We start from the raw sequence: 24,096 nt of genomic DNA on the forward strand, positions 1-24,096 counted from the left end.
TTTGACCAGCAAGGCGACATCCACGACGGTGTCGGATGTGATCAATGCCCACTTCACCGCGCTGACCCGCGCGGAAAGGCAGTTGGCGGAGACACTTCTCGACAATTATCCGGTCTCGGGACTCGGTTCGATCACCACGGTCGCCGAGAACGCCGGCGTGTCGACACCAACAGTCGCCCGCATGGTGCAAAAGCTTGGTTTCAAAGGCTTTCCCGATTTTCAGTCGCGGCTGCACCAGGAGCTGGAAGCGACGATTTCCAACCCGATCACCAAGCATGACCGCTGGGCTGCAAGCGCGCCGGGTACCCACACGCTCAACCGCTTTGCCGACGCCGCCATGAACAACATGCGCGAGACGCTGTCGCAGATCGAACCGCAGGAATTCGACGAAGCGGTAGCCCTTGTCGCCGACCGCAAGCGCAACGTCTATCTGCTGGGCGGCCGCATCACCCGCGCCGTTGCCGATTATCTCTTTACCCACCTGCAGGTCATCCGCCCTGGCGTCACCGAAATCGCCTCCAATGCCAGCGCCTGGCCGCATTACGTGCTCGACATGCGCCATGGCGACGTGCTGATTCTCTTCGACATCCGCCGCTACGAGCAGGAGATGGAGACACTCGCGAAATCCGCCCGCGACCGCGGCGTCGAGATCGTGCTCTTTACCGATCGCTGGAGTTCACCGGTCGCCAAATCCGCCTCCAAGGTTTTCCGCTCGCAGATCGAGGTGCCATCCGCCTGGGACAGTTCGGTCGTCATCCTGTTTCTGGTCGAAGCGTTGATCGAAGCCGTGCAGAGCTCCAACTGGGACGCGACACGCGACCGGATGAAGACGCTCGAGGGGCTGTTCGATTCGACCCGCATCTTTCGCAAACCGGTTTAGGAGGGACAGCCGGAACGTTCACGAAGTTTTATGCACATGTGTCTCAGTGAAGGCGCCGTGTCGGAAAAAGATTTGTTCTTCCAACGACATGGGCGGCGCGAACAGACAGATCGCTGTCACACAAGTTTCATAGCATCTCTTTAACAGCATCGCCGAAATTGACTGAAAACCCATAAGGAGAACGCCAGTGATTTCAACGACTCAACGCCTGCTCTCGCTTTCCACCGCCATTCTATTGGCAACGACGGCCATTGCCGCTGCCGAGCCGAGCGCAGAGCTCATCGAAGCTGCCAAGAAGGAAGGCATGCTGACCACCGTTGCCCTGCCCCACGACTGGTGCGGCTATGGCGACGTCATCGCCGCCTTCAAGGCCAAGTATCCGGAAATCCAGGTCAACGAACTGAACCCCGACGCCGGCTCTGCCGACGAAGTCGAGGCCGTCAAGGCCAACAAGGACAACAAGGGCCCGCAGGCGCCTGACGTTGTCGACGTCGGCCTCGCTTTCGGTCCGCAGATGAAGGCCGAAGGCCTGCTGCAGCCCTACAAGGTGTCGACCTGGGACGAAATTCCTGACAGCGTCAAGGATGCCGAAGGCTACTGGTACGGCGACTACTACGGCGTCATGTCCTTCCTGGTGAACAAGGACCTCGTCGCCAACGCGCCGAAGGACTGGGCCGACCTCTTGAAGCCGGAATATGCCGGCCAGGTGGCACTCGCCGGCGACCCGCGCGCCTCGAACCAGGCGATCCTCGGCGTTCTCGCTGCTGGCCTCGCCAAGGGCGCCAAGTCGGGCAAGGAAGCCGGTGAAGCCGGTCTCGCCTACTTTGCCGAGCTCAACAAGGCCGGCAACTTCGTTCCGGTTATCGGCAAGTCCGGCACGCTCGCCCAGGGCTCGACCCCGATCGTCGTTGCCTGGGACTACAACGCTCTCGGCTGGGCGAAGACGCTTAACGGCAACCCGCCGACCGAAGTCGTCGTTCCTGCAAGCGGCGTTCTCGCCGGCGTCTACGTTCAGGGCATCTCGGCCTATGCGCCGCACCCGAACGCCGCCAAGCTGTGGATGGAACACCTCTACTCCGACGAAGGTCAGCTCGGCTGGCTGAAGGGCTTCTGCCACCCGACCCGCTTCAACGCCATGGTCAAGGCCGGCAAGGTTCCGCAGGAACTGATCGACGCCCTGCCGCCGGCAGCTGCCTACGAAAAGGCCTACTTCCCGACGCTCGAAGAAGTCGATGCCAACAAGGCAGCGGTCACCGGCGCCTGGGATTCCGTGGTCGGCGCCAACGTTCAGTAAGCGTTTCCACAATCATGCTGCCCCGGCCGGTTTTCCGGCCGGGGCAGATGCGATATCGATAAGCAATTCAATGAACGACCGCGTCCGTAACGCGGCTTCTCGGGGCGAACGGAATGTCATCTGCTCACACCGGCGCCAGGCCACCTGCGCGCCGTCTTCCGCTTCACTGGCTCGGCGTCCTGCCCTTTGCAGCGTTCGTGTTCCTTTTTCTGATTCTGCCAACGATGAAGATCGTGGTCGGCGCCTTCCAGACGCCTGATGGCAGCTTCACCTTCGACAACATCATCGGCCTGTTCACGCCGTCGATCCTGTCGGCCTACTGGATCTCCATCAAGATCAGCATCGCCTCGGCGCTTCTCGGCTGCCTGATCGGCTTTGCGATTGCGTCTGCCGTCGTCTTCGGCAGTCTGCCGAAATGGATCCGCGGACCGCTTTTGACCTTTTCCGGCGTCGCTTCGAACTTCGCCGGCGTCCCGCTCGCCTTCGCGTTTCTCGCAACGCTCGGCCCCGTCGGCATCCTTACCGTGTTCCTGCGCTCGAACTTCGGTCTCGACCTCAGGCTGCTCGGCTTCAACCTCCTGTCGTTCTGGGGGCTGACCGTCACCTATCTGTTCTTCCAGATTCCGCTGATGATCCTCATCATCACCCCGGCTCTCGACGGATTGAAGCGCGAGTGGCGCGAGGCTGCCGAAATTCTCGGTGCCACCGGCCTGCAGTACTGGCGCATGGTCGCCTTCCCGATCCTGCTGCCTTCACTTCTCGGCACCCTCGCGCTCCTCTTCGCCAACGCCTTCGGAGCCGTCGCGACGGCGATCGCGCTCACCGGCTCGTCGCTCTCGATCGTCCCCATCCTGCTCTTCGCCCAGATCCGCGGCGACGTTCTCGGCAATCCGCACCTCGGCTACGCACTCGCCTTCGGCATGATCGTCGTCACGGGCATCGCCAACGCGATCTACATCTGGCTTCGCGCCCGCAGCGAGAGGTGGCTGAAATGAAGAAGATATGGGCCTGGGGGGCCCTCATTTTCGGCCTCCTCTATTTCACCCTGCCGCTCATCGGCATGACGAACTTCTCGCTGAAGATGCGTCGCGGCGAGTATTCCTTCGACGCCTATGGCAAGGTCTTCAGCGATCCGCGCTTCCAGGAGACCTTCACCTATTCCATCATGCAGGCGCTGTTCACCATCGCCTTCGGCGTGCTGCTCGTGGTGCCGACGGCCTACTGGGTTCGCCTGAAGCTGCCGCGGTTGCGGCCCTACATCGAGTTCATCACGCTGCTGCCGCTCGTCATCCCGGCGATCGTCATCGTCTTCGGCTACATCCGCCTCTACAACACCTCGAGCTGGCTGCCGCTGACCGGATCGATCGCGGGCACCAATGTGCTTCTGATGTTCGGCTATGCCATCCTCGCCCTTCCCTACATGTACAGGGCCGTAGACACCGGGCTTCGCACGATCGACATCGCCACTCTGACAGAGGCCGCTCAAAGCCTCGGGGCAGGATGGGCGACCATTCTCGGCCGGATCATTCTGCCGAATGTCCTGGTCGCGGTGCTCTCCGGCGCCTTCCTGACGTTTGCCATCGTCATCGGCGAATTCACCATGGCAGCGCTTTTGAACAGGCCGGCCTTCGGTCCGTATATGCAGCTTCTGGGCGCCAACCGCGCCTATGAGCCAGCCGCCCTCGCCGTCATCGCGTTCGGCATCACCTGGGGCTGCCTCGGCCTCATCCAGCTCGTCTCGCGCTTCCAAAAAAGCGCGCCTCCCAAGGCCTGAGGATCGGTTCATATGAGTTTCCTGACACTGACCAACATCCAGAAATCCTTCGGCCCCGTGCAAGTCGTGCATGGCTTCGACATGGCGATCGAGAAAGGCGAGTTCGTCTCGTTCCTTGGGCCCTCGGGCTGCGGCAAGACCACCGTCTTGCGCATGATCGCCGGTTTCGAGACGCCCTCCAGCGGATCCATCGTCATCAACGGCAAGGACCAGGGCACGCTGAAACCGAACCAGCGCAATATCGGCATGGTGTTCCAGGCCTACGCTCTGTTTCCGAACATGAACGTGCACGACAACGTAGCCTTCGGCCTGAAGGTCGCCGGTGCGCCGAAGGCGGAGACCGACACGCGCGTCAAGCAGATGCTGAGCCTGATCAAGCTCGAGCACCTGGCCGACCGTTTCCCCTACCAGCTGTCCGGCGGCCAGCAGCAGCGCGTGGCACTCGCCCGCGCGCTCGCCGTCAAGCCGCAGGTGCTTTTGCTCGACGAGCCGCTGTCGGCGCTCGACGCCAAGATCCGCGTGTCGCTGCGCGAGGAGATCCGCCAGATCCAGCAGCAACTCGGCATCACCACCGTCTTCGTCACCCATGACCAGGAAGAGGCGTTGTCGATCTCGGATCGCATCGTCGTGATGAATGGCGGCCGTGCTGACCAGATCGGGACGCCGTTCGAGATCTACAACACACCTGCCACCCGCTTCGTCGCCTCCTTCGTCGGCACGCTCAACATCATCGAGGCCAAGGTCGCAGACCCGGCCACGGGCGCCGTCGCCATTGGCAACCAGCAGGTCTCGCTGAAGGAGCAGATTGCCGGCATGAAGGGTGGCGACCCGATTTCGCTGGCGCTGCGCCCGGAGGCAGGCTCGATCGCCGACAGCGCCAAGGGTGATACGGCACTGACCGGTGAAGTGGTTTCGACCAGCTTCCTCGGCTCGGTCATCCGCACCAAGCTGCGGATCGGCGGCGATGTCATCTCTTTCGACATGTTCAACGACCCCGGCCTGACGCCGCCGACCTTCGGCGACAACGTCACGCTGCGTTTCGCCGCCAAGGATCTGCTGGTCATCCGCGAGTAGCCGAGCGTTGAAAGGTCAACCGTCGCTGGAATCATTTCGCCCGGCGGCGGCCGGCCTTGGAAAAATCTGTCGTAATTTCCAGGATTTTCGTCGCGCCACGCGTTTGACCACGCGTGGCCGATCTATATAGTCGGCCCTGTTCTCAGGGCGGGGTGAAAGTCCCCACCGGCGGTAGCGATCGCTACAGCGCCGCGCGTCTTAACAGACGCGCAAAGGTCGCTGTAGAACTTGAACGTGCTGCATGTTTTGTCCTTAAATCGGTGAGATTTGAGGATACATGCAGCGATCGAAGCCCGCGAGCGCCTTGGAGCCGGCAGTGGTTCCAGGGGTCAGCAGATCCGGTCAGATTCCGGAGCCGACGGTTAGAGTCCGGATGGAAGAGAGCAAGCAGGATCGTGAACCCCACGCCGGGGTTTTGCGCGCATGCATGTTCGCCCGACGGGAAAATTGGAAACGCCAAACCCTGGAAGGCTTGAGACCATGACTATTCTTTCCCACCCCACCGCCAAGATTGCGATCGTTCGTGCCCGTTGGCACGCCGACATCGTCGACCGCTGCGTCGACGCCTTCGTCGCGCAATGGACGAAGCTCGGCGGCTCGGCTGCCGATGTCGAGATCTTCGACGTGCCGGGCGCACTCGAAATCCCGCTGCACGCCCAGAAGCTCGCCAAGACCGGCCGCTACGCCGCGATCCTCGGCACCGCCTTCGTCGTCGATGGCGGCATCTACCGGCATGACTTCGTCGCCGGCACCGTGCTCGACGGCATGATGCGCGTTCAGCTCGACACCGACGTGCCGGTGCTTTCCGCCGTGCTGACCCCGCACAATTTCCAGGAAAGCGCGCCGCTGATCGCCTTCTTCCGCGAACACTTCGTCACCAAGGGAGAAGAAGCCGCGAATGCCTGCGCCCAGATCCTCGACGCCCGCGCCAAGCTGGCGCTGGTCAACGCCTGATCTGACGCCACACCGTATCGTAACCGGCAGCCCCTCATCCGGCCTGCCGGCCACCTTCTCCCCGCCTGGCGGGGAGAAGGACGTGCGTGGCGCGCTCTCGCGTCCAAGCACCGTCATCCGATGGCCACAGCCTTTACCACCCTACGCTGCGGTCGTCGGTACCCGCAAAACGGATGGCGAGGCTGTCGGACGAAATAGCACCGCAGGGCTTACGGCGAGTGAAAGCGCACGCGACCGTCCCCTCTCCCCGCCTGCGGGGAGAGGGCTAGGGTGAGGGGCAGCTTTGCGCAAAACGGGTGAAGAACAAATCCAAGTGAAGGCCCCGACCCCATTCTTGAATCAACCTCTGAACCACCTGAATCGACCCGCCAGCAACGGCCCTCAAACCGCTGTTTCGACTCAGTAATTCCAGCGGCTCACTGCGCCGGCTCGGCCTCGGCGAGGCAACGTTCCAACGCCGCCATGCGGTGACGATGGCCCGCCGCCTCGAAGCCGACGACTGTCACGAACGGCGCGAACATCACGACAATCAGGCAGACCGCCATGTCGACGCCTGCCATCGCCGCTGCGATCGACGCTGCCAGCACAAGCACCGTTCCGGCGAGCAGCCACGCATGCAGCGGCTCCGCCTGCCGCAGCAGATAAGCATACATGCCGTAGACGAGGCCGATGTACGCGCCGACCGGGATGACCACAGTCAGCACCGTTGCCAGCGAGCCGATATGTGCCTTGTGCTCGATGTAGTAGGCAGCGACATGCAGGCCGGCGCCGGTCGCAACGATCGCGGCGAAGATGAACATGTGGCCATAGCCCCAGACGAAGGACCGCTTGCGGTGCGCATGTAGCACCTCCGCACTCGGCAGCAGGAAATAGATCCACCACATGCCGAAGGTGAGGCCGGTGCCGGCGAGGCATACGAGCGCCACGTCGAGGTTCCAGCCCTCCCCGTCGACAACGGCGGTGATCGAGGCGACCGTGCCGACCACACCTTCGCCAAGCGCGATGATCGCCAGGAGGCCGTAGCGCTCGGCGATATGGTGCGCATGCCAGGGCGTGCCACCATACCGCGTCTCGGCGATATAGGGCCCAAGCATCTCGATCGCCGTCAGTACCACCACCATGGCAATGGACACGGTGAGCGAGAAATCGAAGAAGATCAGCACGATCCAGCCGAGCTGGGCGATGCCGATGGCGATCACATAGGTCATGCAGGCACCGCGCCGCTGCGGATCCTGCCGGGTGGCGCGCAGCCACTGGAAGATCATCGCCACGCGCATGACGACATAGCCGAGCACCATCACGCCATTGTCGAGATGCCCACCCACGTCGATCGAGTGGAACATGGCAGGAAGGCCGATTGCCAGGATCAGCACGCCGACCATCTGCACCATGGTGACGCAGCGAAACACCCAGTCGTCAGTGTCATAGGCTGACGCGAACCAGGTGAAATTGATCCAGGCCCAGCAGATGGCGAAGATCGCGAGCGTAAAGCCGATCAGCCCTGCCCTGAAATGTCCTTCGGCCATCAGATGCGCAAGTTGCGATGCGGCAAGGCTGAAGGCGATGACGAAGGTCAGGTCGAACAGAAGCTCGAGCGTCGTTGCCGTGCGGTGGTGTTCGTGCGTGTCGCGGCCGCTCATGCGTGCCAGGCGGTGGGCTGTGGCACGGGGTGGCGTCGTGGTAGCGTCGGACATGGATCGGCATTCCTCGCAGACGGGATGATACGCAAGAATATTCAAATATTTTCAGAAGCTTCGTCAAGCGGGCAGTGCCAGATCACCCGGTTTTGGCTGAACATGAAAACGCCCGGCATCTCTGCCGGGCGTCTCGCCGCAATGCGCGAGGGAGGATCAACGTGCATGGCGGTATCACCGCATTTCCAGGACACATGCGAAGCCGTTCGCCGCCAGGAATTGCGTAAAACGATGCGAGAGAGCGTCTCCGTGGCCCGGTTCAGGCCGGAAACGCTCTCTTGCCCGGTTGAATTACTTCGCCGCGTCGAGACGATCGATCGCGTCGACATTGCCGGCCGACGGGCCGTTCGGGTCGAACTCGGAGGCGAGCCAGGCATCGACGATCGATTTGGCCAGTTCCGGCCCGATGACGCGTGCGCCCATGGTGATGATCTGCGCGTTGTTCGACTTAGCAGCCCGCTCGGCGGAATAGGTGTCGTGGGTCAGCGCGGCGCGGATGCCCGGCACCTTGTTAGCCGAGATGCAGACGCCGATGCCGGTGCCGCAAAACAGGATGCCGCGCTCGTTCTCGCCGTCGACGATGGTCTGCGCCAGCTTCTGCGACAGGTCGGCGTAGAAGCCGGACTGGCTGAGGTCGCTGACCTCGAGGCCAGCTTTGCTCTTCAGGTGCGCGGCGATGACGTCGAGCAAGGGCTTGCCGGCGCTGTCTGCTCCGATTGCAATCTTCATGATGGTTCCTTTCCGTCGTTTTGGTTGGCGTGCAAGGGGCTCAGATCGCCCCGGAGACACGCTTGAGAATGTCGAGATAGCCGTTGACGTCCCAGGCCGAGCGGCCGATGAACAGGCCGTCGATATGCTTCTCAGCGATCAGTTCCTCGCAATTGCCGGGATTGACGCTGCCGCCGTAGAGCACGGGCACGCGCACGCCGAGTGCGGCTTCAGCCACATCGGCGATGCGCTTGTGGCGCTGGTCGGCATAATCGGATGTTGCCGGGATGCCGTTGACGCCGATCGCCCAGACCGGCTCGTAGGCAAGCAGGATCGTCGCCTTGCGGGCGTCGCCGTCAAGAAGCGCCAGCGCCCCTTCCACCTGCCGCTTCAACACGGCATCCGCCTCGCCCGCCTCGCGCTCGGCAAGCGTCTCGCCGATGCAGATCAGCGGCACGAGGCCGTGGCGCACGGCTGCCGCCGTCTTCAGGCCAACGGTCCGGTCGGTCTCGCCGAAATGCTCGCGCCGTTCGCTGTGGCCGAGCTCGACCACGTCGAGATTGCAGTCCCTCAGCATCACCGGCGACACCTCGCCGGTCCAGGCGCCGGCATCATCCCAATGCATGTTCTGTGCGCCGACCTTGACGCTGGTTTGAGCCAGCCGGTCCTTGACCTGACGAACGGCGGTAAAGGGCGGAATGACGAAACGCTGGATGCGATCGTCGCGCGCTGCGTCCGCTGCCGCCAGTCCGTCGGCAAAGACCATGGCCTCGGCCAGCGTCTTGTTCATCTTCCAGCTTGTGCCCACCCAGAGCTGCGGCTTGGTCATGTTTTCTCCGATACTTTTTGTGTGTCGACCTTGACCAGGCGTACGCCGGCTTCGCTCAGCGCGTCGGCATGCTCATCCGCCACTTCGGCGCCTGTCAGCACCGCGTCGAAGGCGTCGAGCCCGGTCAGGAAATGCAGGGCGGATCGCCCGAACTTGTCGTGATCAACAAGCAGATACTTGCGCGCCGCCGATTTCACCATCAGGCGCTTCGCCTGCACGACCTCCTGGTCCTGGTGGAAGGCTGCCGTGCCAGCGACGGCGGAGCTGGAGAGGAAGGCGATGTCGACGCGCAGCGAGCGCAGCGCCTCTTCCGTCACAATGCCAAAGAAGCCATTGAACTTCTTGCTGTACTGGCCGCCGAGCGCGATCACGTTGATACCCGGCGCGCCGGAGAGGCCTGAGATGACGCCGAGATTGTTGGTGATGACGGTGAGCGGCCTGATGTCCCGGATGCAGGCAGCAATCGCGCCAGCGGTCGAACTGTCGTCGATGAGGATGCTCTGCCCCGGCTCGATCAGACCAGCCGCATATTCGGCGATCCGGTTCTTCTCGGCGGCGGCAATCTTCTCACGGTAGCGGAAATCGCTTTCGAACTGCGGGCTCGACTGGATCGAGGCGCCACCATGCACCTTGCGCAACAGGCCGGCCTGTTCAAGGTCGTCGAGGTCGCGATGCACAGTCATCTTGCTGACGCCGAAACGGAGCGAAAGATCCTCGACGGACGCCGTGCCGGCCTCCATCAGAACATCCATGATCGCCTGTCGCCTGTCTTCCGGCTTCATCGCCATCCGCCTCGATCCGATGGCGTAGGAGTACGCCATCACTCCCGGGAAGATAACATCGTAATGTTATATTTCAATATCGATGGTGAGATTTTGTGATTTTTTAATGTGATTTTGATGACCGATTGAAGCCCGTGTCGATGTAGGGCTCCCAGAACTCCACGGATTCCCGGATCATATCGACGACATTGTGATCCGTTGGCTCACGCTCGCGGAAGGAAAGCTCCAGGCAGATCTCGTTATCGGTGCCGCCGCCGGCCTTGACCGCGTCGATCAGCTTTTCCGGCGTGATGCGTCCGTCCTTGTTGTAGGCGGCGGTGAACGGCCAGTGCCCGCCCTTGTTCATCGACGACTGCTTGATGTGGATGATCGGCGAGCGCTCAGGAAAGGCGCCAGCCCAGGCATAGGGGTCGATATCATCGGGATCGTCGGAGGTGACGTCGCCGTGGTCGATATCGACCATCATCTTCATCGGGATCGGCAGGCCGGCCTCTGCCAGCCGCCGGTCGAGCGCACGGCACTCGGCGATCGTGTGGCCGAACTCGCGGCCGACCGACATCGGTTCCCAGAAGACATAGGAAAGACCGGCCGCCTTGCCGTGCTCCGCCACCTCGCGCCAGCAGTCGATGGCGATCTTCATCAGCTCCTCGCGCCGCGCCGGGTCGTCGTAATCCCGGAGCGTGAAGATCGCGAACTGCGTGCCCATGCCGGAAGCGCCGAGCTCGGCGGAGATATCAGCGAAGGTCTTGAACCAGTCGACGTAGTAACGCCGCACATCCGGATCCGGGTGGCCGAAATGATTGAGCCTGCCATAGGGCCCGGTCATGCCCGAGGTGATCTTCACGCCGGTGCGGGCGAGTGCCGCCCTGAACTGGCGTATGGTCTTGGAGATCGTCGCCGCCGGCCAGCCCGGATTGACGAACTCGTGCGTCAATTGCACGTAACCGATGCGGATTTGTTCGCCGATCGTCTCGATCAGGTCGTCGGGCTCGGCAAAGCGGTTGACCAGCGGATTGGTGTTGAGCGACAGCGTGAAAGCCAAGGCCGTACTCCTGACTACCAGAGAAACTTCGGGAGGATGAAATCGGGAGTAGCGCCATGGTCGGCAAAAAGCGCTTGCCGCTCCGCGTCGGAGGCATGTTCCAATATGCCCGTGGTCACCAGCACCGAGCCGAGCCCGGCACTCGCCGCGCCAACGATATCGTGCTCGATGCTATCGCCGATGGCGCAGACACGCGACGGATCGGGACGGCCGAGAAAGTCGAGGGCAAAATCGTAGATGTCGGAGAAGGGTTTGCCGATCCAGCGCACCTTGCCGCCAATGTCCTCGTAAAGCTCGGCGATCCGCCCGGCGCCGAATGCCGTTCCGGTCTTCGTCAGCATGACCTTGTCGGGGTTGGTGCAGAGGCATGGCACGCCGCGTCGCGCCGCCGGCGCCAGCAGCGCCTCGTAGTGCGACAGCGGCAGCACATCGCCTTCGCTTGCCGCCAGCAGCACAAAGTGCGCCTCTTCACCCCAGTGAGTGCGCTCAAGATCGAGCCCCTTCAGCGGCGAGAGGTCGCCGTCACGGCTGACCAGGAGGCATTTGCGGGGCAGCCCGCTTGCCTGCCTGCCTTCGCGCTTCAGGATCTGCCAGGCCACCTCGCCCGAGGTTAAAAACCAGTCCCAGCTGCCGGCGACGAAGCCGAGGTCGACGAGGCGACGATCGTTTTCCGCCGAGCGCTTGCCGGAATTGGAGAGAATGACGATGCGCTTGCCCTGATCCTTCAGCCGCACCAGCGTCTCGGCGGCGCCGGGATAAGGCCCGCGACCGTCGCGCAGCACACCGAACTGATCGATCAGGAACGCATCGTAACGATCGGCGATATCGGCAAGGCCGGTGATGTCGGTTGTCATAATATACCTGCCTGTCTTGCGCCCATGAGCGCCAGCCGCGCCGCGCCGGCCGCGGCTTCTTCGGAGCGCACCGCCAGGAACGGCACGCCGAGCTTGCGTGCGCGGATTGACGACCACACGCCATTTTTAGCACCGCCACCGACGGTGCGGATGGAGCTGAGCTTCGGCCCGCCAAGTGCTGTCAGCCTGTCATAGGCGAGACTTTCGACACCGGCGATGCCCTCGAAGATCGCCTGCAGAAACACGGCATCATCCTCAGGCCGCGGTGTCATGCGCGGTGCCAAGTGCGGATCGGCGATCGGAAAGCGCTCGCCCGGCTTGGTCAACGGATAGTAGTCGAGCCCGGTATCGCTGGCCGGATCGATGCGGGCGGAGAGCGCCTCGATTTGTTCGCCGGAGAAATGCGCCGCCAGAACCACGCCGCCGGTGTTGGATGCGCCGCCGGCCAGCCACATGTCGCCGATGCGATGGCTGTAGAGCCCGTATTCCGGCGCAAACAGCGGCCGGTCGGAAAGCACCTTCACCGTCAAGGTCGTGCCAAGCGCGGTCACGCCATCGCCCGGACGATCGGCACCGGTGGCCAGGAACGAAGCGCAGCCGTCGGTGGTGCCGGCAACGACGACTACCTCGCGCGAAAGGCCCAGTGCCTCGGCGGCTGAAGGCGAGATCGTCGCGACAGGCTCGCCGGCCGCAAGCACCTCCGGCAGAAATCCGGTGCGCGCCCCGGTCTTCTCGATCCAATCGGGCCAGCATCGCGCAACCGGATCGTAGCCTGTCTTCAAGGCATTGTTCTCGTCGGACACATCGTAAAGCCCGGTAAAATGCCCGGCCAGCCAGTCGGCCTGGTGGATCACGCGGAAGACGCCCGGCACCGACTGGAATGTCAGCGCCTTGGCAAGCCCTGATGTCGCGCCATGAGCGGCACTTTCCTTTGGCGCATGGGCGGCAATCGCCTGCAGGATTGCAGCATCGCCAACCGCATCGTTGTACATCATCGGGCGGGCGAGCGGCGCACCGTCGGCGGTCACCGGCAGCATCGTTCCAGAGGTGCCGTCGATGCTGATCGCCCGGATCACACCGCGATCGACCGCGACGAGCACGTCGCCAAGTGCCGCCTGCACCGCCTTCCACCAGCCGATAGGATCGCGGTGATCGTCCGAGAAGGCAGAAAGCCTGGCGGCGCCAGACGCGGCAATCGCGCCATCGGATGCCATCGCGACGGCGCGCGCACCCGAGGTGCCGATATCGATACCGACGACGAGAGCGTCGTGTTCTCCACTCATTGCAGCGCCTGCCCTGCCCGGTTGAGTTTCTGGCGATATTTCTCCGCGTCCCAACCGAGCAGCTCCGCATTTTCGGCGGCGCTCAGGTAGCGCAGCCGCCCGCTCGCCGGGATGCGGGCCGTAACGTCGGCAAGGCAGCGGGCCATGGCGAGCGCACCGGCGGAAATGCCCTTCTCGACCAGCACGCCCTTTCCGGGAAAGAGCAGAAGCGGCGGCAGGCTTTCGCCCCGCTCCGTCCTGCCCTTCTCGATCGAAGCCGCTGTCTCGCCGGGCGCGGCGATAACGGCCCCCTTGCCGAGGAAGATGACATGGTCTGGATAGAGGCTGCCGCCGGCGGCAATCCGGCAGCTTTCCAGATCGGTTGCGACCGCATGCAGCCTGATATCGTCGGGCAGGCAATAGCCACTATCAACGGCAAGGCGCGACAACACCGCGAGGTCCGCCGCGGGCGCCGTCCGGCGTTGTACGGTCAGCCGCCGAGAGACATCGGTCAGAAGGATCGCCGCATCGGCGACGGTCTCGGCGGCAACGGCCAGGCCGTGATTGCCGAGGATGAGCACTGAGGTCTTCTCCTGCATTCGCTCGGCAATCGCCCGGGCAAGCGGCAGGCCCGGCCGGGCATAGGGCACGAAGACATGCGGGATGCCGGCGAGACGCTCGGCGGCGATGGCAGCACCGTTCGTCTGCACCGCGGTCGCGATGGTCTCGACACAATGGACGTGGATCACCACCTTCTGCGGCATCAGCGCGTGCACTGTGGTCTCGATCGAGGGCCGCAGACCCGAAGGGTTCATCTCCGACATGACGAAGTCCTGCGCCTTCTCGCAGGCGGGATCGTTTCGGTCCAATGCCTCCAGCAAAGGGTCGAGCGCCACCGGCACCATGACGTCGCGCTGGCGGGCGTGGGCGAGCCAGAGGCCTGAGGCCTTGATCCAGAGCGTGCCGACCTCCTTGATCGACGTGTTGCCGCCCGCCCCCTGCACCAGTAGTGGATCGGCGCCGACACGCGCCGAGATATCAAGCAAGGCCTCGAATTCCAGACTGCGCATTCCCACTCTCCTTCAGGCCGCCGCCTGCTGGCGTTCCAGCCAGCCGGTGAAAGCCTGTCGTTCGGCCGGCGTCATGTGCAGGCCATGTTTCGTGCGACGCTCCAGGAGGTCGTCAGCAGTCATGGCCCATTCGTTGTCAATCAGGAAGCGGGCCTCGCATTCGCGAAACAGCGGGCTGAAGACGGCACCGAGGTCGTCGAGCGACCGGGCATTGCCGATCAGGTCATGCGCGCGCGTACCGTAGAGCCGCGCATAGTGCTTGGCGAGATCGGCCGTCAGCCAGCGATAGCGTGCCCTGAGATCGCCAAGAAACTGCTCGAAATCCGCATCGGCCATGTCGCCCCCGGGCAGATGCGCCTTTGCCGTCCAGGCCGCGCCCATCTGAGGGAAAAACGGTTTCAGCCGCTCCAGTGCATGCTCCGACAGCTTGCGGAACGTGGTGATCTTGCCGCCGAAGACCGAAAGAAGCGGCGCCTGGCCATTGGCGGCATCGACCTCGAAGATATAGTCGCGCGTCACCGCCGACGGGTTCTCGGCATTGTCGTCATAGAGCGGCCGCACGCCGGAGAAGGAATGGACGATATCGTCCTCGGTCAGTTGCTGCTTGAAGTAGCGGTTGACCGATTTCAGGAGATAGGCGATCTCGTTGCCGTCGGCCGACACGTCCTCGGGGCGTCCCTCGTAGGGGATGTCAGTGGTGCCGATCAGTGCCAGATCGTTCTGGTAGGGATTGATGAAGATCACCCGCTTGTCCGGATTCTGCACCAGATAGGCCTGCCGTCCCTCCCAGAATTTCGGCACGACGATATGGCTGCCCTTGACCAGCCGCACGCTGCGGCTGGAATTGAGCCCGGCGATCCGCCCGATCACGTCGTTGACCCATGGCCCGGCGGTGTTGACGACCGAACGCGCCCGGACCTCGGATTTCGCGCCGGTGCGCAGGTCCGTCATCTCCACTTGCCAGAGGCCGTCGACGCGGCGGATGGCGCTGCAGGCGGTACGGGTCAGGACGCGCGCGCCCTTCTTCTGCGCATCGAGCGCGTTGAGCACGACGAGCCGGGCGTCATCCACCCAACAGTCAGAATATTCAAAGGCCTTGCGGTAGTCCCGCTTGATCGGAGCGCCCTCCGGTGCGGTTCTCAGATCGAGGCTGCGTGTGCCCGGCAGGCGCTTGCGACCGCCGAGGTGGTCGTAGAGGAAAAGCCCGAGCCGGACGAGCCAGGCGGGCCGGTCGGCCGGATTGTGCGGCAGCACGAAACGCATCGGCCAGATGATATGCGGCGCGGAGGAGAGCAGCACCTCGCGCTCGATCAGCGCCTCGCGCACCAGCCGGAACTCGTAATACTCAAGATAGCGCAAGCCACCATGCACAAGCTTGCCCGAGCGCGAACTCGTGCCCTGCGCCAGGTCGTCCTTTTCGCACAAAAGCACCGAGAGCCCGCGTCCGGCGGCGTCGCGCGCGATGCCCGCACCGTTGACGCCGCCGCCGACGACGAAAAGATCATAGAGTGCAGTCTCGGAACCCACGGTCTTGTCCCCCGTCATCAGCACGGATTGACCGGCGGCAGGCCGGCGATGTAGCGGCGCACTTCTTCCGCCGCCATCTCGGCGGCAAAGGTGACGGTGCGCACCGAGGCGCCGGCGATATGCGGCGTCAGCGTCACGTTCGGCAGCTGCAGCAGCGGCCAGTCCTCCGGCACCGGCTCCACCGAGAAGGTCTCGAGCATTGCCGCCGAGAGATGCCCGCTCACCAGGTTCTCATAGAGCGCGTCATAGTCGCAGAGCGGCCCTCGCGCCGTGTTGACGAAGATCGCGCCGGGTTTCATCTTGGCGAAGGTCTCGGCATTCATCATGTTCCGGGTTTCCTCGGTCACGCGCGGGTGCAGCGTCACGACGTCGGAGCGCGACAGGAGGTTGTCGAGCGAGACTTGCTCGACCCCGCCGTTGAGGTCGTCGGCCGACAGTTGCACATAGGGGTCGAGGACCAGGACTTTGGTGCCAAACGCCCGGAGCAACCGCACCACCTTGGTGCCGATATTGCCGTAGCCGATGACGCCGACGGTCAATTCTGAGAGTTCGCGGCCGGTGCGGTCGGCCCGGTAGAGATCGCCGCGCCACTCCCCCTTGCGCAGCGCCTCGTGGCCGGTGCGGATCAACCGCGTCTCGGCGAGGATCGCGCCAAGCGTGAATTCGGCAACGGCGCTCGCATTGCGGCCGGGCGTGTTGACGACGCTGACGCCGGCGTCACGGGCCGCCGCCATGTCGATGTTGACGGGGCCGCCGCGCGAGACGGCAACGAGCTTCAGCCCGGGAAGTGAGGTCAGCATGCCACGCGAGAGCGGCGCCAGCTGCGTCACCAGGATTTCCGCGTCGCCGATGAACTCGACGATATCGTCGGCCTTCCCCAGATATTCCTTCAGGCCGTCCATGCCTTCGACGGCGTATCCGTGCTCCATCGGCACATCCGGCCAGGGCAGTTCGAGGGTGCGGATGTCATGGCCGTCGCCGCTTGCTTCGACGATCTTGTCGCGAAACACGTCCGGCAGCATGAACCGGTCGCCGATGATGGCTATCTTCTTCATTTCAGTCTTTCCTGTTGTGGTCCCGCGGCCGCACCCTGGGAAAGTGCGTGCCAGACAGGGCGAAGCGCGATGCGCGACTGCTGGTAGGAGGGGAAAAGGCCGTCGTAACGGCGCGCCAGCGCCTCGTCGGCCGGTTCGGCGGCACGCTGGTGCGGCGACACCCAGTCGCGCACGCAGTCTGCCATCGAGGGATAGATGCCGAGCGACACGGCGGCGATCATGGCGGCACCCGCCGCCCCCGCTTCCTCGCGCTCGCTGGTCTGGACGCTGGCGCCGAGGGCGCCCCCGAGAATGCGCCGAAGCGAGGCGCTGCGCGCCGCACCACCCGTCAGCCGGATGCGGCCGGGAAGCGGCCCCATCTCGGCGTAACAATCGCGTGCGGCCATGGCGAGCCCGTCGAACACCGCCTTCACCATATCGCCGAAACCGTGGGTGATCGACAGCCCGACAAAGGACGCCCGCGCCGAAGCGTCGACGAAGGGCCCGCGCTCGCCGGCTTCCGAGATATAGGGCTGGAACATGAGCGAGCTATCCTTGGCCTCAGCCAGCCAGCCGTCGACGTGGGACAGAAGCTCAGCCTTGGTCTTCTCGACGCCCATGCCCTTCAGGAGCCCGCCAGCAACCGAAAGGATCCAGTCGATATTCAGCGTTGCCGCCATGTTCGACTGCATCTGCGCGTAGGTGTCGGCAATCGGCATGCACATGGTGTAGCCGGTGAGATCGCGGTTGAGCCGCACGTCGTCGGCGCTGGTCGCAAGTCGCATGTGCATGCCTGTCGAGCCGATGATTGAGCAGCCGGTGTCGGTGCCGGGATCGTAAAGCCCGGCGCCAAGGGCCGTGCAGACCACGTCGACATAGCCGAGCACAACCGGTGTGCCCGTGGGAAGGCCGCTGGCGGCAGCCGCATCCGTCGAGAGCAGATGATGCGATGTCGCCCCGTCGACGATCTCCGGCAGGAAATGCTTGAGCTCTTGCAGGCCGAGAAAACGGATGACGTCGTCGTTATAGCTGCGGGTGCGGAAGTTGCCGAAGGTGAAATTGGCTTCGGACGGATCCGTCGCGCGCATCTGCGTCAACTTGAAATAGAGCCAGTCCTTGCAGTGGAACGTGGTCGCGACACCCGATAGCATTTCCGGCGCGTTGTCGCTCATCCAGCGCAGTTGCGCGCCCTGCTGGCAGGCGGCAAGCCCGGAGCCGGTGCTGGCAAACCGTTCGACGTCGCCGCTGTCGCTGCGCAGCCGCTCGACCGTGTCGCCGGCGCGCGCGTCGAGCCAGAGCCAGCCCTTGCCGATGGGATCGCCCGCCTTGTCGATCATCCAGGTGCCATCGCCCTGGCCGGTCACCGCAATCGCGGCAACACGGCCAGGGAGGTTGTCGATCCTGGCCGAAAGCTCGGTCAGGGTGGTGACCGTATCGGCCCAGGTGCGGTCGAGATCCTGCACGCTGCCGGTTCGGCCGACGGCCTCATAGGCGTTCGGCACCGCGGCCATGGCAAGCTGCCGCCCGCCGAGGTCGAAGGCCACCGACTTGATGACCGACGTTCCCGCATCGATACCGATGAGGATGTCCCGCATCAGGCAAGCTCCTCGCCATGGCTGATCGCCTTGCCGCTGTCGCCGTCGAACACGTGCAGGCTGGACGGGTCGAGGCGAATGCCGATCGGCTGGCCGACGGCAAGTTCTGTGCGGTCATGCTCCACCAGCACCATGGTGCCACCGGCAAAATCCGCGGCGATATGCGTCTGGTCGCCGAGCCACTGGTTGACGGCCACCCGGCCGGCGACCCCGTCGGCGCTGCGGCGCACGGAGTAAGGTCTAATGCCGAGCACCACCTTCTGCCGCTTCATCAGCGCATCACGCACGGCATGGGAAAAGTCCGACGCCGGATATTCGAGCCTGACGCCATCCTTGAGGCCGAATGAGACCTTAGCATCGGAACCGGTGATGCTCGCCTCGAACACGTTCATCGGCGGCTCGCCGACGAAGGTGCCGGTGAAGAGGTTGGCCGGACGCTCCTTGATCTTCTGCGGCGTATCGAACTGCTGCAGCACGCCGCCCTCCATGACGGCAATGCGGTCGGCAAGAGCGTTTGCCTCCGTCTGGTCGTGAGTGACGAGGATCGCCGTCAGCCCGCGCTCCTTGATGTAGTGCTTGATACGGCCGCGCAGCACCGCGCGCAGCTGCGGCTCAAGTTGGCCCATCGGCTCGTCGAGCAGGTGCAGGCTGGCGTCGCGGATCAGCGCTCGGCCGAGCGAGGCGCGCTGCTGCTGGCCGCCGGAGATCGAGCTCGGATAGCGCCCGAGAATGTCCTCGATTTCCAAGAGCTTGGCGATACCGGCCACCTTGTCGTCGACGACGCTTTGCGACAGCTTGGAAGCCTTGAGCGCGAAGGCGATGTTCTCGCGCACCGTCAGCGGCGGGTAGAGCGAATAGCCCTCGAAGGCCATGGCGACGTTGCGACGCACCGGTGCAAAGGTCTGCACCTCGCGTCCGCCAAGCGAGATCGTGCCGCGCGACACAGCCTCGAAGCCGGCGATCATGCGCAACGTCGAGGTCTTGCCGCAACCGGACGAGCCCAGAAGTGCGATGATCTCACCCTTCCTGACGTCCATGTTGAGCTTCTTGACGGCGTGCACGCCGTAATCGACGGGTCCATAAAACTTGTCGACGTCCCGGATCAAAAGAGCGGTGTCAGTCATGCCGCTTCTCCATTGCGCTTGGATTCCATGTCGGCGCGCGGCAACAGCCGGCCGCTCGCCTTGTCGAAGAGAAAGGCCTGGGCGCCGTTGACGGCGATATGCGCGGGGCCCGCCACCGGCCCGGGCGTTCCGGCCGGGCGCGACACCAGGATTTCGCGACCGCGCGCCGTCATCGCCAGTGTCACGGTCTTTTCGTTGAGCGGCGTTTCCGCCTCGACCGTCACGGGAATGGCGCCCGGCGCCGATGCGTCGACAAAGACGATGGCCTCAGGGCGAAGACCGAGAACGCAGGCCTTGTCCGAGACATCGCCGTCATAATCGGAAAGGCGCACCCGGACGTTGGAAAGTTCGACGAAGACGCCGTCGCCGCTCTTTTGCGGCGTCACATCCAGTAGGTTGATCGTCGGATCGCCGAAGAGGCGGGCAATCTCGATATCGGCGGGCGCGTTGTAGATCTGCTGCGGGGTTCCGATCTGGCGGATGCGGCCCTGCGACATCACCGCGATCCGGTCGCCGAGCGCCATCGCTTCCTTGTAGTCCTGGGTGACGTAGACGACGGTCGCGCCCTGGGCGGCCAACAGCCGCGGCAGTTCCAACCGCATTTCGAAGCGCAGCTTCGCATCGACGTTGCGCAAGGGATCGTCGAGCAGCAGCAGCGGCGGCGAGCCGACGAGCGCACGGGCAAGCGCCGTGCGCTGCTTCTGGCCGTTGGACAGCGCCTTCGGGTGATGGTTCAGCACATGGTCGATCTTGAGCAGCTTTGCGACCTTGTGCACGCCGGCGGCAATCGCATCCTTCGACGACCGCGTCGCCGTCAGCGGGCTGGCGATGTTGTCGAAGGCGCTCATGTGCGGAAAGAGCGCAAAGTTCTGGAAGGCCATGCCGACACCGCGATGCTCGGCATCGACATCGGTCATGTCCTCGCCGCCGATCAGCACCCTGCCCTCGTCCGGCTCGATGACGCCGGCGACCAGGCGCAGGAGCACCGTCTTGCCGGCACCGGACGGGCCGAAGAGCACCAGGCGTTCGCCATTGGCGACGTCGAGCGACAGGTCGTCGAGAACCGTATGGCTCTTGTAGCGCTTGACGATGTTTTGCAAGTGAAGCGTCGTCATGTCTTACCCTTTCACCGCGCCAAGCGACAGGCCTTCGACGAGGTAGCGCTGAGCGTAGAGTGCGAGCGCCAGCGTCGGCGTCACCGAGAGAACGATGGCCGAGGCGATCTGCCCGTATTGGATGCCCGAAGAGGTGATGAAGGCAAGTGCGCCCACGGTCACCGGCTGCTTGTCGGCCGATGCCAACACCAGCGCAAAGACGAAATTGTTCCAGGCGAAGATGAAGGCGAGCAGGCCGGCCGCCGCAATGCCCGGACCGGCAAGCGGCAGGGCGATCTTGCGGAAGGTCGCAAACCAGGAGTGGCCGGCGATGCGGTAGGCATATTCGACGTCGGCCGAGATATCCTCAAAGTAGCCGCGTACGATCCACAGGATGAGCGGCAGGCAGATCAGCTGGTAGACCCAGATCAGGCCGAAATAGGTGTTGGAAAGCCCGAGCCACTGGAAATATTGGGTCAGCGGCAGGAGCACCAAAAGCGGCGGCGCGAAGCGGAACGACAGAAGCGTGAACGCGATGTCCTCCGATCCCTTGAACTTGTGCCGGGCGAAGGCATAGGCGGCGGGAACACCGAGCACCAGCGCCACGGCAACGGAGGTCACCGACAGGAAGATCGAGTTGCCGAGGTTGCGCATGAACGCGATGTCGAGCGTGCCGGCCGCCGTCTGCAGCTTGCCGGTGATCAGCGCCGCATAGTTCGACAGCGTCGGCGAAAACACGATCGACGGCGGGATCGACAGGATCGTCTCGTTCGTCTGGAACGACATCAGGAAGATCCAGAAGATCGGGAACATGAAGAAGACGACGACGAGCGTCAGGGCGAGTGCGCGCAAGACCCGTTCGACAGGAGACATGGTATCCATTGGAACCTCCTTACGCTTCGCCGCGGGCGCGTTCGCGCAGGCGCAGCCAGTTTTTGATGAAGACGTTGGAGAGCGTGTAGGTGATCGCCCACAGGATGATCAGAAGCGCTGCCGAACGGCCGACGTTGGTCGACTGGAAGAAATTGAGATAGGCCTCCACCTGGAAGACGGTCAGCGTATTGCCGGGCCCCCCTTGCGTCATCGCATAGATGATGTCGAACTGCTGGATGCTGTCGAGCAGGCGGAACAAGGTCGCCGTCAGGATATAGGGCGTCAGCATCGGCAAGGTGATGCGGAAAAACACAAAGCTTCTCGGCACGCCGTCAAGGGCAGCCGCCTCGAACGGCTGGGTCGGCAGCGACCGGAGCCCGGCCAGAAGCAGGATCATGATGAAGGGCGTGTAGACCCAGATATCGACCAGAACCACGGTCAGAAGTGCGGTATCCGGTGACGAGGCCCAGCGGAAATCATGCAGACCGATCAGGCTTGCGAGATAGCTGAGAATGCCGAAGCTCGGATTGGTCATCAGCTTCCACATCAGCGCCGCCAGCGCCGGCGCGATCATCAGCGGCAGAAGCAGCATGATCGAGATGAAGTTGTTGATGGTCGAGCGGCGCTGCAGGAGCAGCGCGATGCCGAGGCCGAGCAGCAGTTCCAGCGTCACGGTGATGCCGGCATAAAGCAGCGATACCCTCAGCGTGTTCCAGAAGGCCGGATCGGTGACGAAGTTCAGGTAGTTTTCGCCCCAGTTGAACTGGCGCGCCCAAGGCTGGCTCAGCCGGTAGCGCTGGAACGAATAGATGACCGCCGTGAAGAAGGGGATGAGAATGCCGATGCACACCAGAAGCGCCGGCAGGCTCAGCACATAGGGAAGCATCTTCCTGCTGATCCTGAAACCTGACGCCGGTTTGCGGAGGGTTGCTGTTGAAGCCATGTCGAGCTCCGTTCTCTAACTCTTGAAGAAAGCACGCGGCACGCGAGGCGTCTCGCGCCCGCGCCAGTCCATCGGCATCTCAGGTTGCTTTGGGCGGCCACCGGCCGGTCACGGGACGCCCGACGCTCAAGTGCCTTTTGCGTTCATGTGAACACGCGGCTCTCAAGTCGCCGGGCATCGCTTGGGAGGCCTATCAGCCGAGACCAGCTTCCTTCAGCTGGCGATCGATGCTTTCGACGAGCTGGTCGAGACCTTCATCGACCGGCACCTGCTTGGCGACCATCTTCTGCAGCGTCGCCGCCCATTCGGTGGTGACGTCGAAGAACAGCGGCTGCGCGGTGAAGTGGATCTTCGCGCCCGGTGCGGAAATGTCGTGCATCTCCACATAACCCGGATAGCTCTTGTTCAGCCGCTCGCGGAAGATCTCGTCCTTCCAGACCGATGCACGAACCGGGTTGACGAAGTCCATCTTGGTCGCGCCGAAGATGGCATGCTCGAGACCGGTCGCCCACTGCAGGAAGTACCAGGTCGCGTCCTTGTCCTTGGCGAAGTTGGACATGGCAAGCGACCAGATCCAGATGTTCGGCGTCGGTGCGGAAGTGGCCGGATTGGCGGCGAACGGCGCGTAAGCCAGCTTGCCCGCCATCTTGTTGTCGCCGCCGTTCATGAAGTAGCCGAGAATGTCGGCATCGTAGATCATGGCGGAGGCTCCGGCGCCAAGATCGGTGCCGACCTGATACCAGGTGTAGGTCGACCAGTCCTTCGGCCCGCTTTCCTGGATCATCGACACCCATTTGGTGTGGAAGGCCTTGGATTCGGCAGTGTTCATCGCCGCGGAAAGCTTGCCGTCAGCCGAGACGTTCAGGTCCTTTTGGCCGAAATTGGCGTAACCCGACAGGAAGCCCGGATGGATCGTCGCCCACGAGCGCGAACCACGCACGCCGATGCCGTAGACACCGCCACCAACATCCTTGGTGAGTTTCGCCGCAGCTGCGGAAAGCTCGTCGAGGTTCTTCGGAACGGCGACGCCCGCCTTGTCGAACATTTCCTGGTTGTATGAGAGGTTGTTCTGCTCGTAGCCCCACGGAATGCACCATTGCTTGGCGTCTTCCGAACCGAGCGCGCCGCCCGGCTGGCCGTTCCAGGCGCAGGAGTTCTTCACGCCCGGCAGGAAGTCGTCCCAGGCATATTGCGGATTGGTCTTGGTCGGATCCTTGATCCATTCGTTGAGATCGGTGATCCAGCCTGCGGGACCGTAGGTCCAGGTCATGTAGGCGCCGGTCATGAAGGCGTCGTACTCGGTGGAACCCGAGGACAGCGCTGCCGTCACCTTGTCGAAATAGACGTCTTCCGGGAACACGTCATAGGTGACTTCGATACCGGTCAGATCCTTGAAGGCCTGAAGGTTGGCAATCATCGCGTCGGCATAGGGATGCTTGTTCAAAAGCAGCTTCAGCGACTTTCCGGAATGCGCCTTCCAGTCGAAATCGGCGGCCAGCGCCTGGGTCGACATCATGTTGAAGAGCGTACCGGCGGTGCCGGCGGCAAGGCCCGCAGCACCGAGACCCTTGAGCATGCCGCGACGATCTACCTCTCCGCGCAGAAACGCGCTGATGAGGTCTTTCTCCTTCTCGTACATAAGTCTTCTCCTCCGTTGCGGGTATGATTGCATCATGCGATCACCGGCTA

At 63.4% G+C, this 24,096-nt stretch carries 22 protein-coding genes and 1 riboswitch; of the genes, 6 read left to right on the plus strand and 16 right to left on the minus strand.

Annotated features, from left to right (window positions below; all coding sequences use genetic code 11):
* Nucleotide 1: 1 nt before the first annotated feature.
* From AC07UR_RS12765 to AC07UR_RS12790, 6 genes are all read left to right on the plus strand, one after another.
* A complete protein-coding gene (locus tag AC07UR_RS12765) occupies nt 2-880 on the plus strand; it encodes a MurR/RpiR family transcriptional regulator (protein ID WP_173420646.1) in 879 nt (292 codons plus the stop codon).
* A gap of 187 nt (nt 881-1,067) precedes the next feature.
* Complete coding sequence (locus AC07UR_RS12770; protein ID WP_173420647.1) at nt 1,068-2,174, plus strand: ABC transporter substrate-binding protein; 1,107 nt, start codon at nt 1,068-1,070, stop codon at nt 2,172-2,174.
* A 113-nt stretch (nt 2,175-2,287) separates the two neighbouring features.
* Nucleotides 2,288-3,169, plus strand: coding sequence for an ABC transporter permease (locus AC07UR_RS12775; protein ID WP_173420648.1), 882 nt, complete (start codon nt 2,288-2,290; stop codon nt 3,167-3,169).
* Complete coding sequence (locus AC07UR_RS12780; protein WP_173420649.1) at nt 3,166-3,948, plus strand: ABC transporter permease; 783 nt, start codon at nt 3,166-3,168, stop codon at nt 3,946-3,948. Before AC07UR_RS12775 ends, AC07UR_RS12780 begins: the two co-directional genes overlap by 4 nt.
* Before the next feature lie 12 nt (nt 3,949-3,960).
* Entirely contained in the window at nt 3,961-5,022 is a 1,062-nt protein-coding gene (locus AC07UR_RS12785; RefSeq protein ID WP_173420650.1) for an ABC transporter ATP-binding protein, read from the plus strand.
* Nucleotides 5,023-5,156: 134 nt separating this feature from the next.
* A riboswitch (FMN riboswitch) is annotated at nt 5,157-5,411 on the plus strand.
* A gap of 91 nt (nt 5,412-5,502) precedes the next feature.
* Nucleotides 5,503-5,976, plus strand: coding sequence for a 6,7-dimethyl-8-ribityllumazine synthase (locus AC07UR_RS12790; protein ID WP_209790682.1), 474 nt, complete (start codon nt 5,503-5,505; stop codon nt 5,974-5,976).
* A 416-nt stretch (nt 5,977-6,392) separates the two neighbouring features.
* Here the strand turns inward: AC07UR_RS12790 and AC07UR_RS12795 are convergent, their stop codons facing one another.
* The 16 genes from AC07UR_RS12795 to AC07UR_RS12870 form a co-directional block, all read right to left on the minus strand.
* Complete coding sequence (locus AC07UR_RS12795) at nt 6,393-7,670, minus strand: low temperature requirement protein A (RefSeq protein WP_234941861.1); 1,278 nt, start codon at nt 7,668-7,670, stop codon at nt 6,393-6,395.
* Nucleotides 7,671-7,961: 291 nt separating this feature from the next.
* Entirely contained in the window at nt 7,962-8,399 is a 438-nt protein-coding gene (gene derI, locus AC07UR_RS12800; protein WP_173420653.1) for a D-erythrulose-4-phosphate isomerase, read from the minus strand.
* 40 nt (nt 8,400-8,439) lie between these two features.
* On the minus strand, nt 8,440-9,207 hold the full coding sequence (locus AC07UR_RS12805; RefSeq protein WP_173420654.1) for a triose-phosphate isomerase: 768 nt from the start codon (nt 9,205-9,207) through the stop codon (nt 8,440-8,442).
* Complete coding sequence (locus AC07UR_RS12810) at nt 9,204-9,989, minus strand: DeoR/GlpR family DNA-binding transcription regulator (RefSeq protein WP_173421057.1); 786 nt, start codon at nt 9,987-9,989, stop codon at nt 9,204-9,206. Before AC07UR_RS12810 ends, AC07UR_RS12805 begins: the two co-directional genes overlap by 4 nt.
* A 103-nt stretch (nt 9,990-10,092) precedes the next feature.
* Nucleotides 10,093-11,031, minus strand: coding sequence for a sugar phosphate isomerase/epimerase family protein (locus tag AC07UR_RS12815; protein ID WP_209790681.1), 939 nt, complete (start codon nt 11,029-11,031; stop codon nt 10,093-10,095).
* Nucleotides 11,032-11,045: 14 nt separating this feature from the next.
* Entirely contained in the window at nt 11,046-11,885 is an 840-nt protein-coding gene (locus AC07UR_RS12820; protein ID WP_209790680.1) for a TIGR01459 family HAD-type hydrolase, read from the minus strand.
* A complete protein-coding gene (locus tag AC07UR_RS12825; RefSeq protein WP_209790679.1) occupies nt 11,882-13,168 on the minus strand; it encodes an FGGY-family carbohydrate kinase in 1,287 nt (428 codons plus the stop codon). The genes AC07UR_RS12820 and AC07UR_RS12825 overlap by 4 nt, the downstream gene beginning before the upstream one ends.
* Entirely contained in the window at nt 13,165-14,217 is a 1,053-nt protein-coding gene (locus AC07UR_RS12830) for a class II aldolase/adducin family protein (protein ID WP_209790678.1), read from the minus strand. The genes AC07UR_RS12825 and AC07UR_RS12830 overlap by 4 nt, the downstream gene beginning before the upstream one ends.
* Before the next feature lie 12 nt (nt 14,218-14,229).
* A complete protein-coding gene (locus AC07UR_RS12835) occupies nt 14,230-15,762 on the minus strand; it encodes a glycerol-3-phosphate dehydrogenase (RefSeq protein ID WP_209790677.1) in 1,533 nt (510 codons plus the stop codon).
* Complete coding sequence (locus AC07UR_RS12840; protein ID WP_209790676.1) at nt 15,762-16,799, minus strand: 2-hydroxyacid dehydrogenase; 1,038 nt, start codon at nt 16,797-16,799, stop codon at nt 15,762-15,764. The genes AC07UR_RS12835 and AC07UR_RS12840 overlap by 1 nt, the downstream gene beginning before the upstream one ends.
* A complete protein-coding gene (locus AC07UR_RS12845) occupies nt 16,796-18,373 on the minus strand; it encodes an FGGY-family carbohydrate kinase (RefSeq protein ID WP_209790675.1) in 1,578 nt (525 codons plus the stop codon). Before AC07UR_RS12845 ends, AC07UR_RS12840 begins: the two co-directional genes overlap by 4 nt.
* Nucleotides 18,373-19,497 carry an ABC transporter ATP-binding protein gene (locus AC07UR_RS12850; RefSeq protein ID WP_209790674.1) on the minus strand — a complete coding sequence of 375 codons (1,125 nt, stop codon included), beginning with the start codon at nt 19,495-19,497 and terminating at the stop codon, nt 18,373-18,375. The genes AC07UR_RS12845 and AC07UR_RS12850 overlap by 1 nt, the downstream gene beginning before the upstream one ends.
* A complete protein-coding gene (locus AC07UR_RS12855; protein WP_209790673.1) occupies nt 19,494-20,612 on the minus strand; it encodes an ABC transporter ATP-binding protein in 1,119 nt (372 codons plus the stop codon). The genes AC07UR_RS12850 and AC07UR_RS12855 overlap by 4 nt, the downstream gene beginning before the upstream one ends.
* Before the next feature lie 3 nt (nt 20,613-20,615).
* Nucleotides 20,616-21,473 (minus strand): carbohydrate ABC transporter permease, encoded by an 858-nt coding sequence (locus tag AC07UR_RS12860; RefSeq protein ID WP_173420664.1) that lies wholly within the window; start codon nt 21,471-21,473, stop codon nt 20,616-20,618.
* Nucleotides 21,474-21,483: 10 nt separating this feature from the next.
* Entirely contained in the window at nt 21,484-22,407 is a 924-nt protein-coding gene (locus AC07UR_RS12865; RefSeq protein WP_209790672.1) for a carbohydrate ABC transporter permease, read from the minus strand.
* Between the two features lie 193 nt (nt 22,408-22,600).
* Nucleotides 22,601-24,046 carry an ABC transporter substrate-binding protein gene (locus AC07UR_RS12870; RefSeq protein WP_209790671.1) on the minus strand — a complete coding sequence of 482 codons (1,446 nt, stop codon included), beginning with the start codon at nt 24,044-24,046 and terminating at the stop codon, nt 22,601-22,603.
* Nucleotides 24,047-24,096: the final 50 nt, after the last annotated feature.

The organism is Ensifer sp. GW821-FHT05G01 (assembly GCF_059419585.1).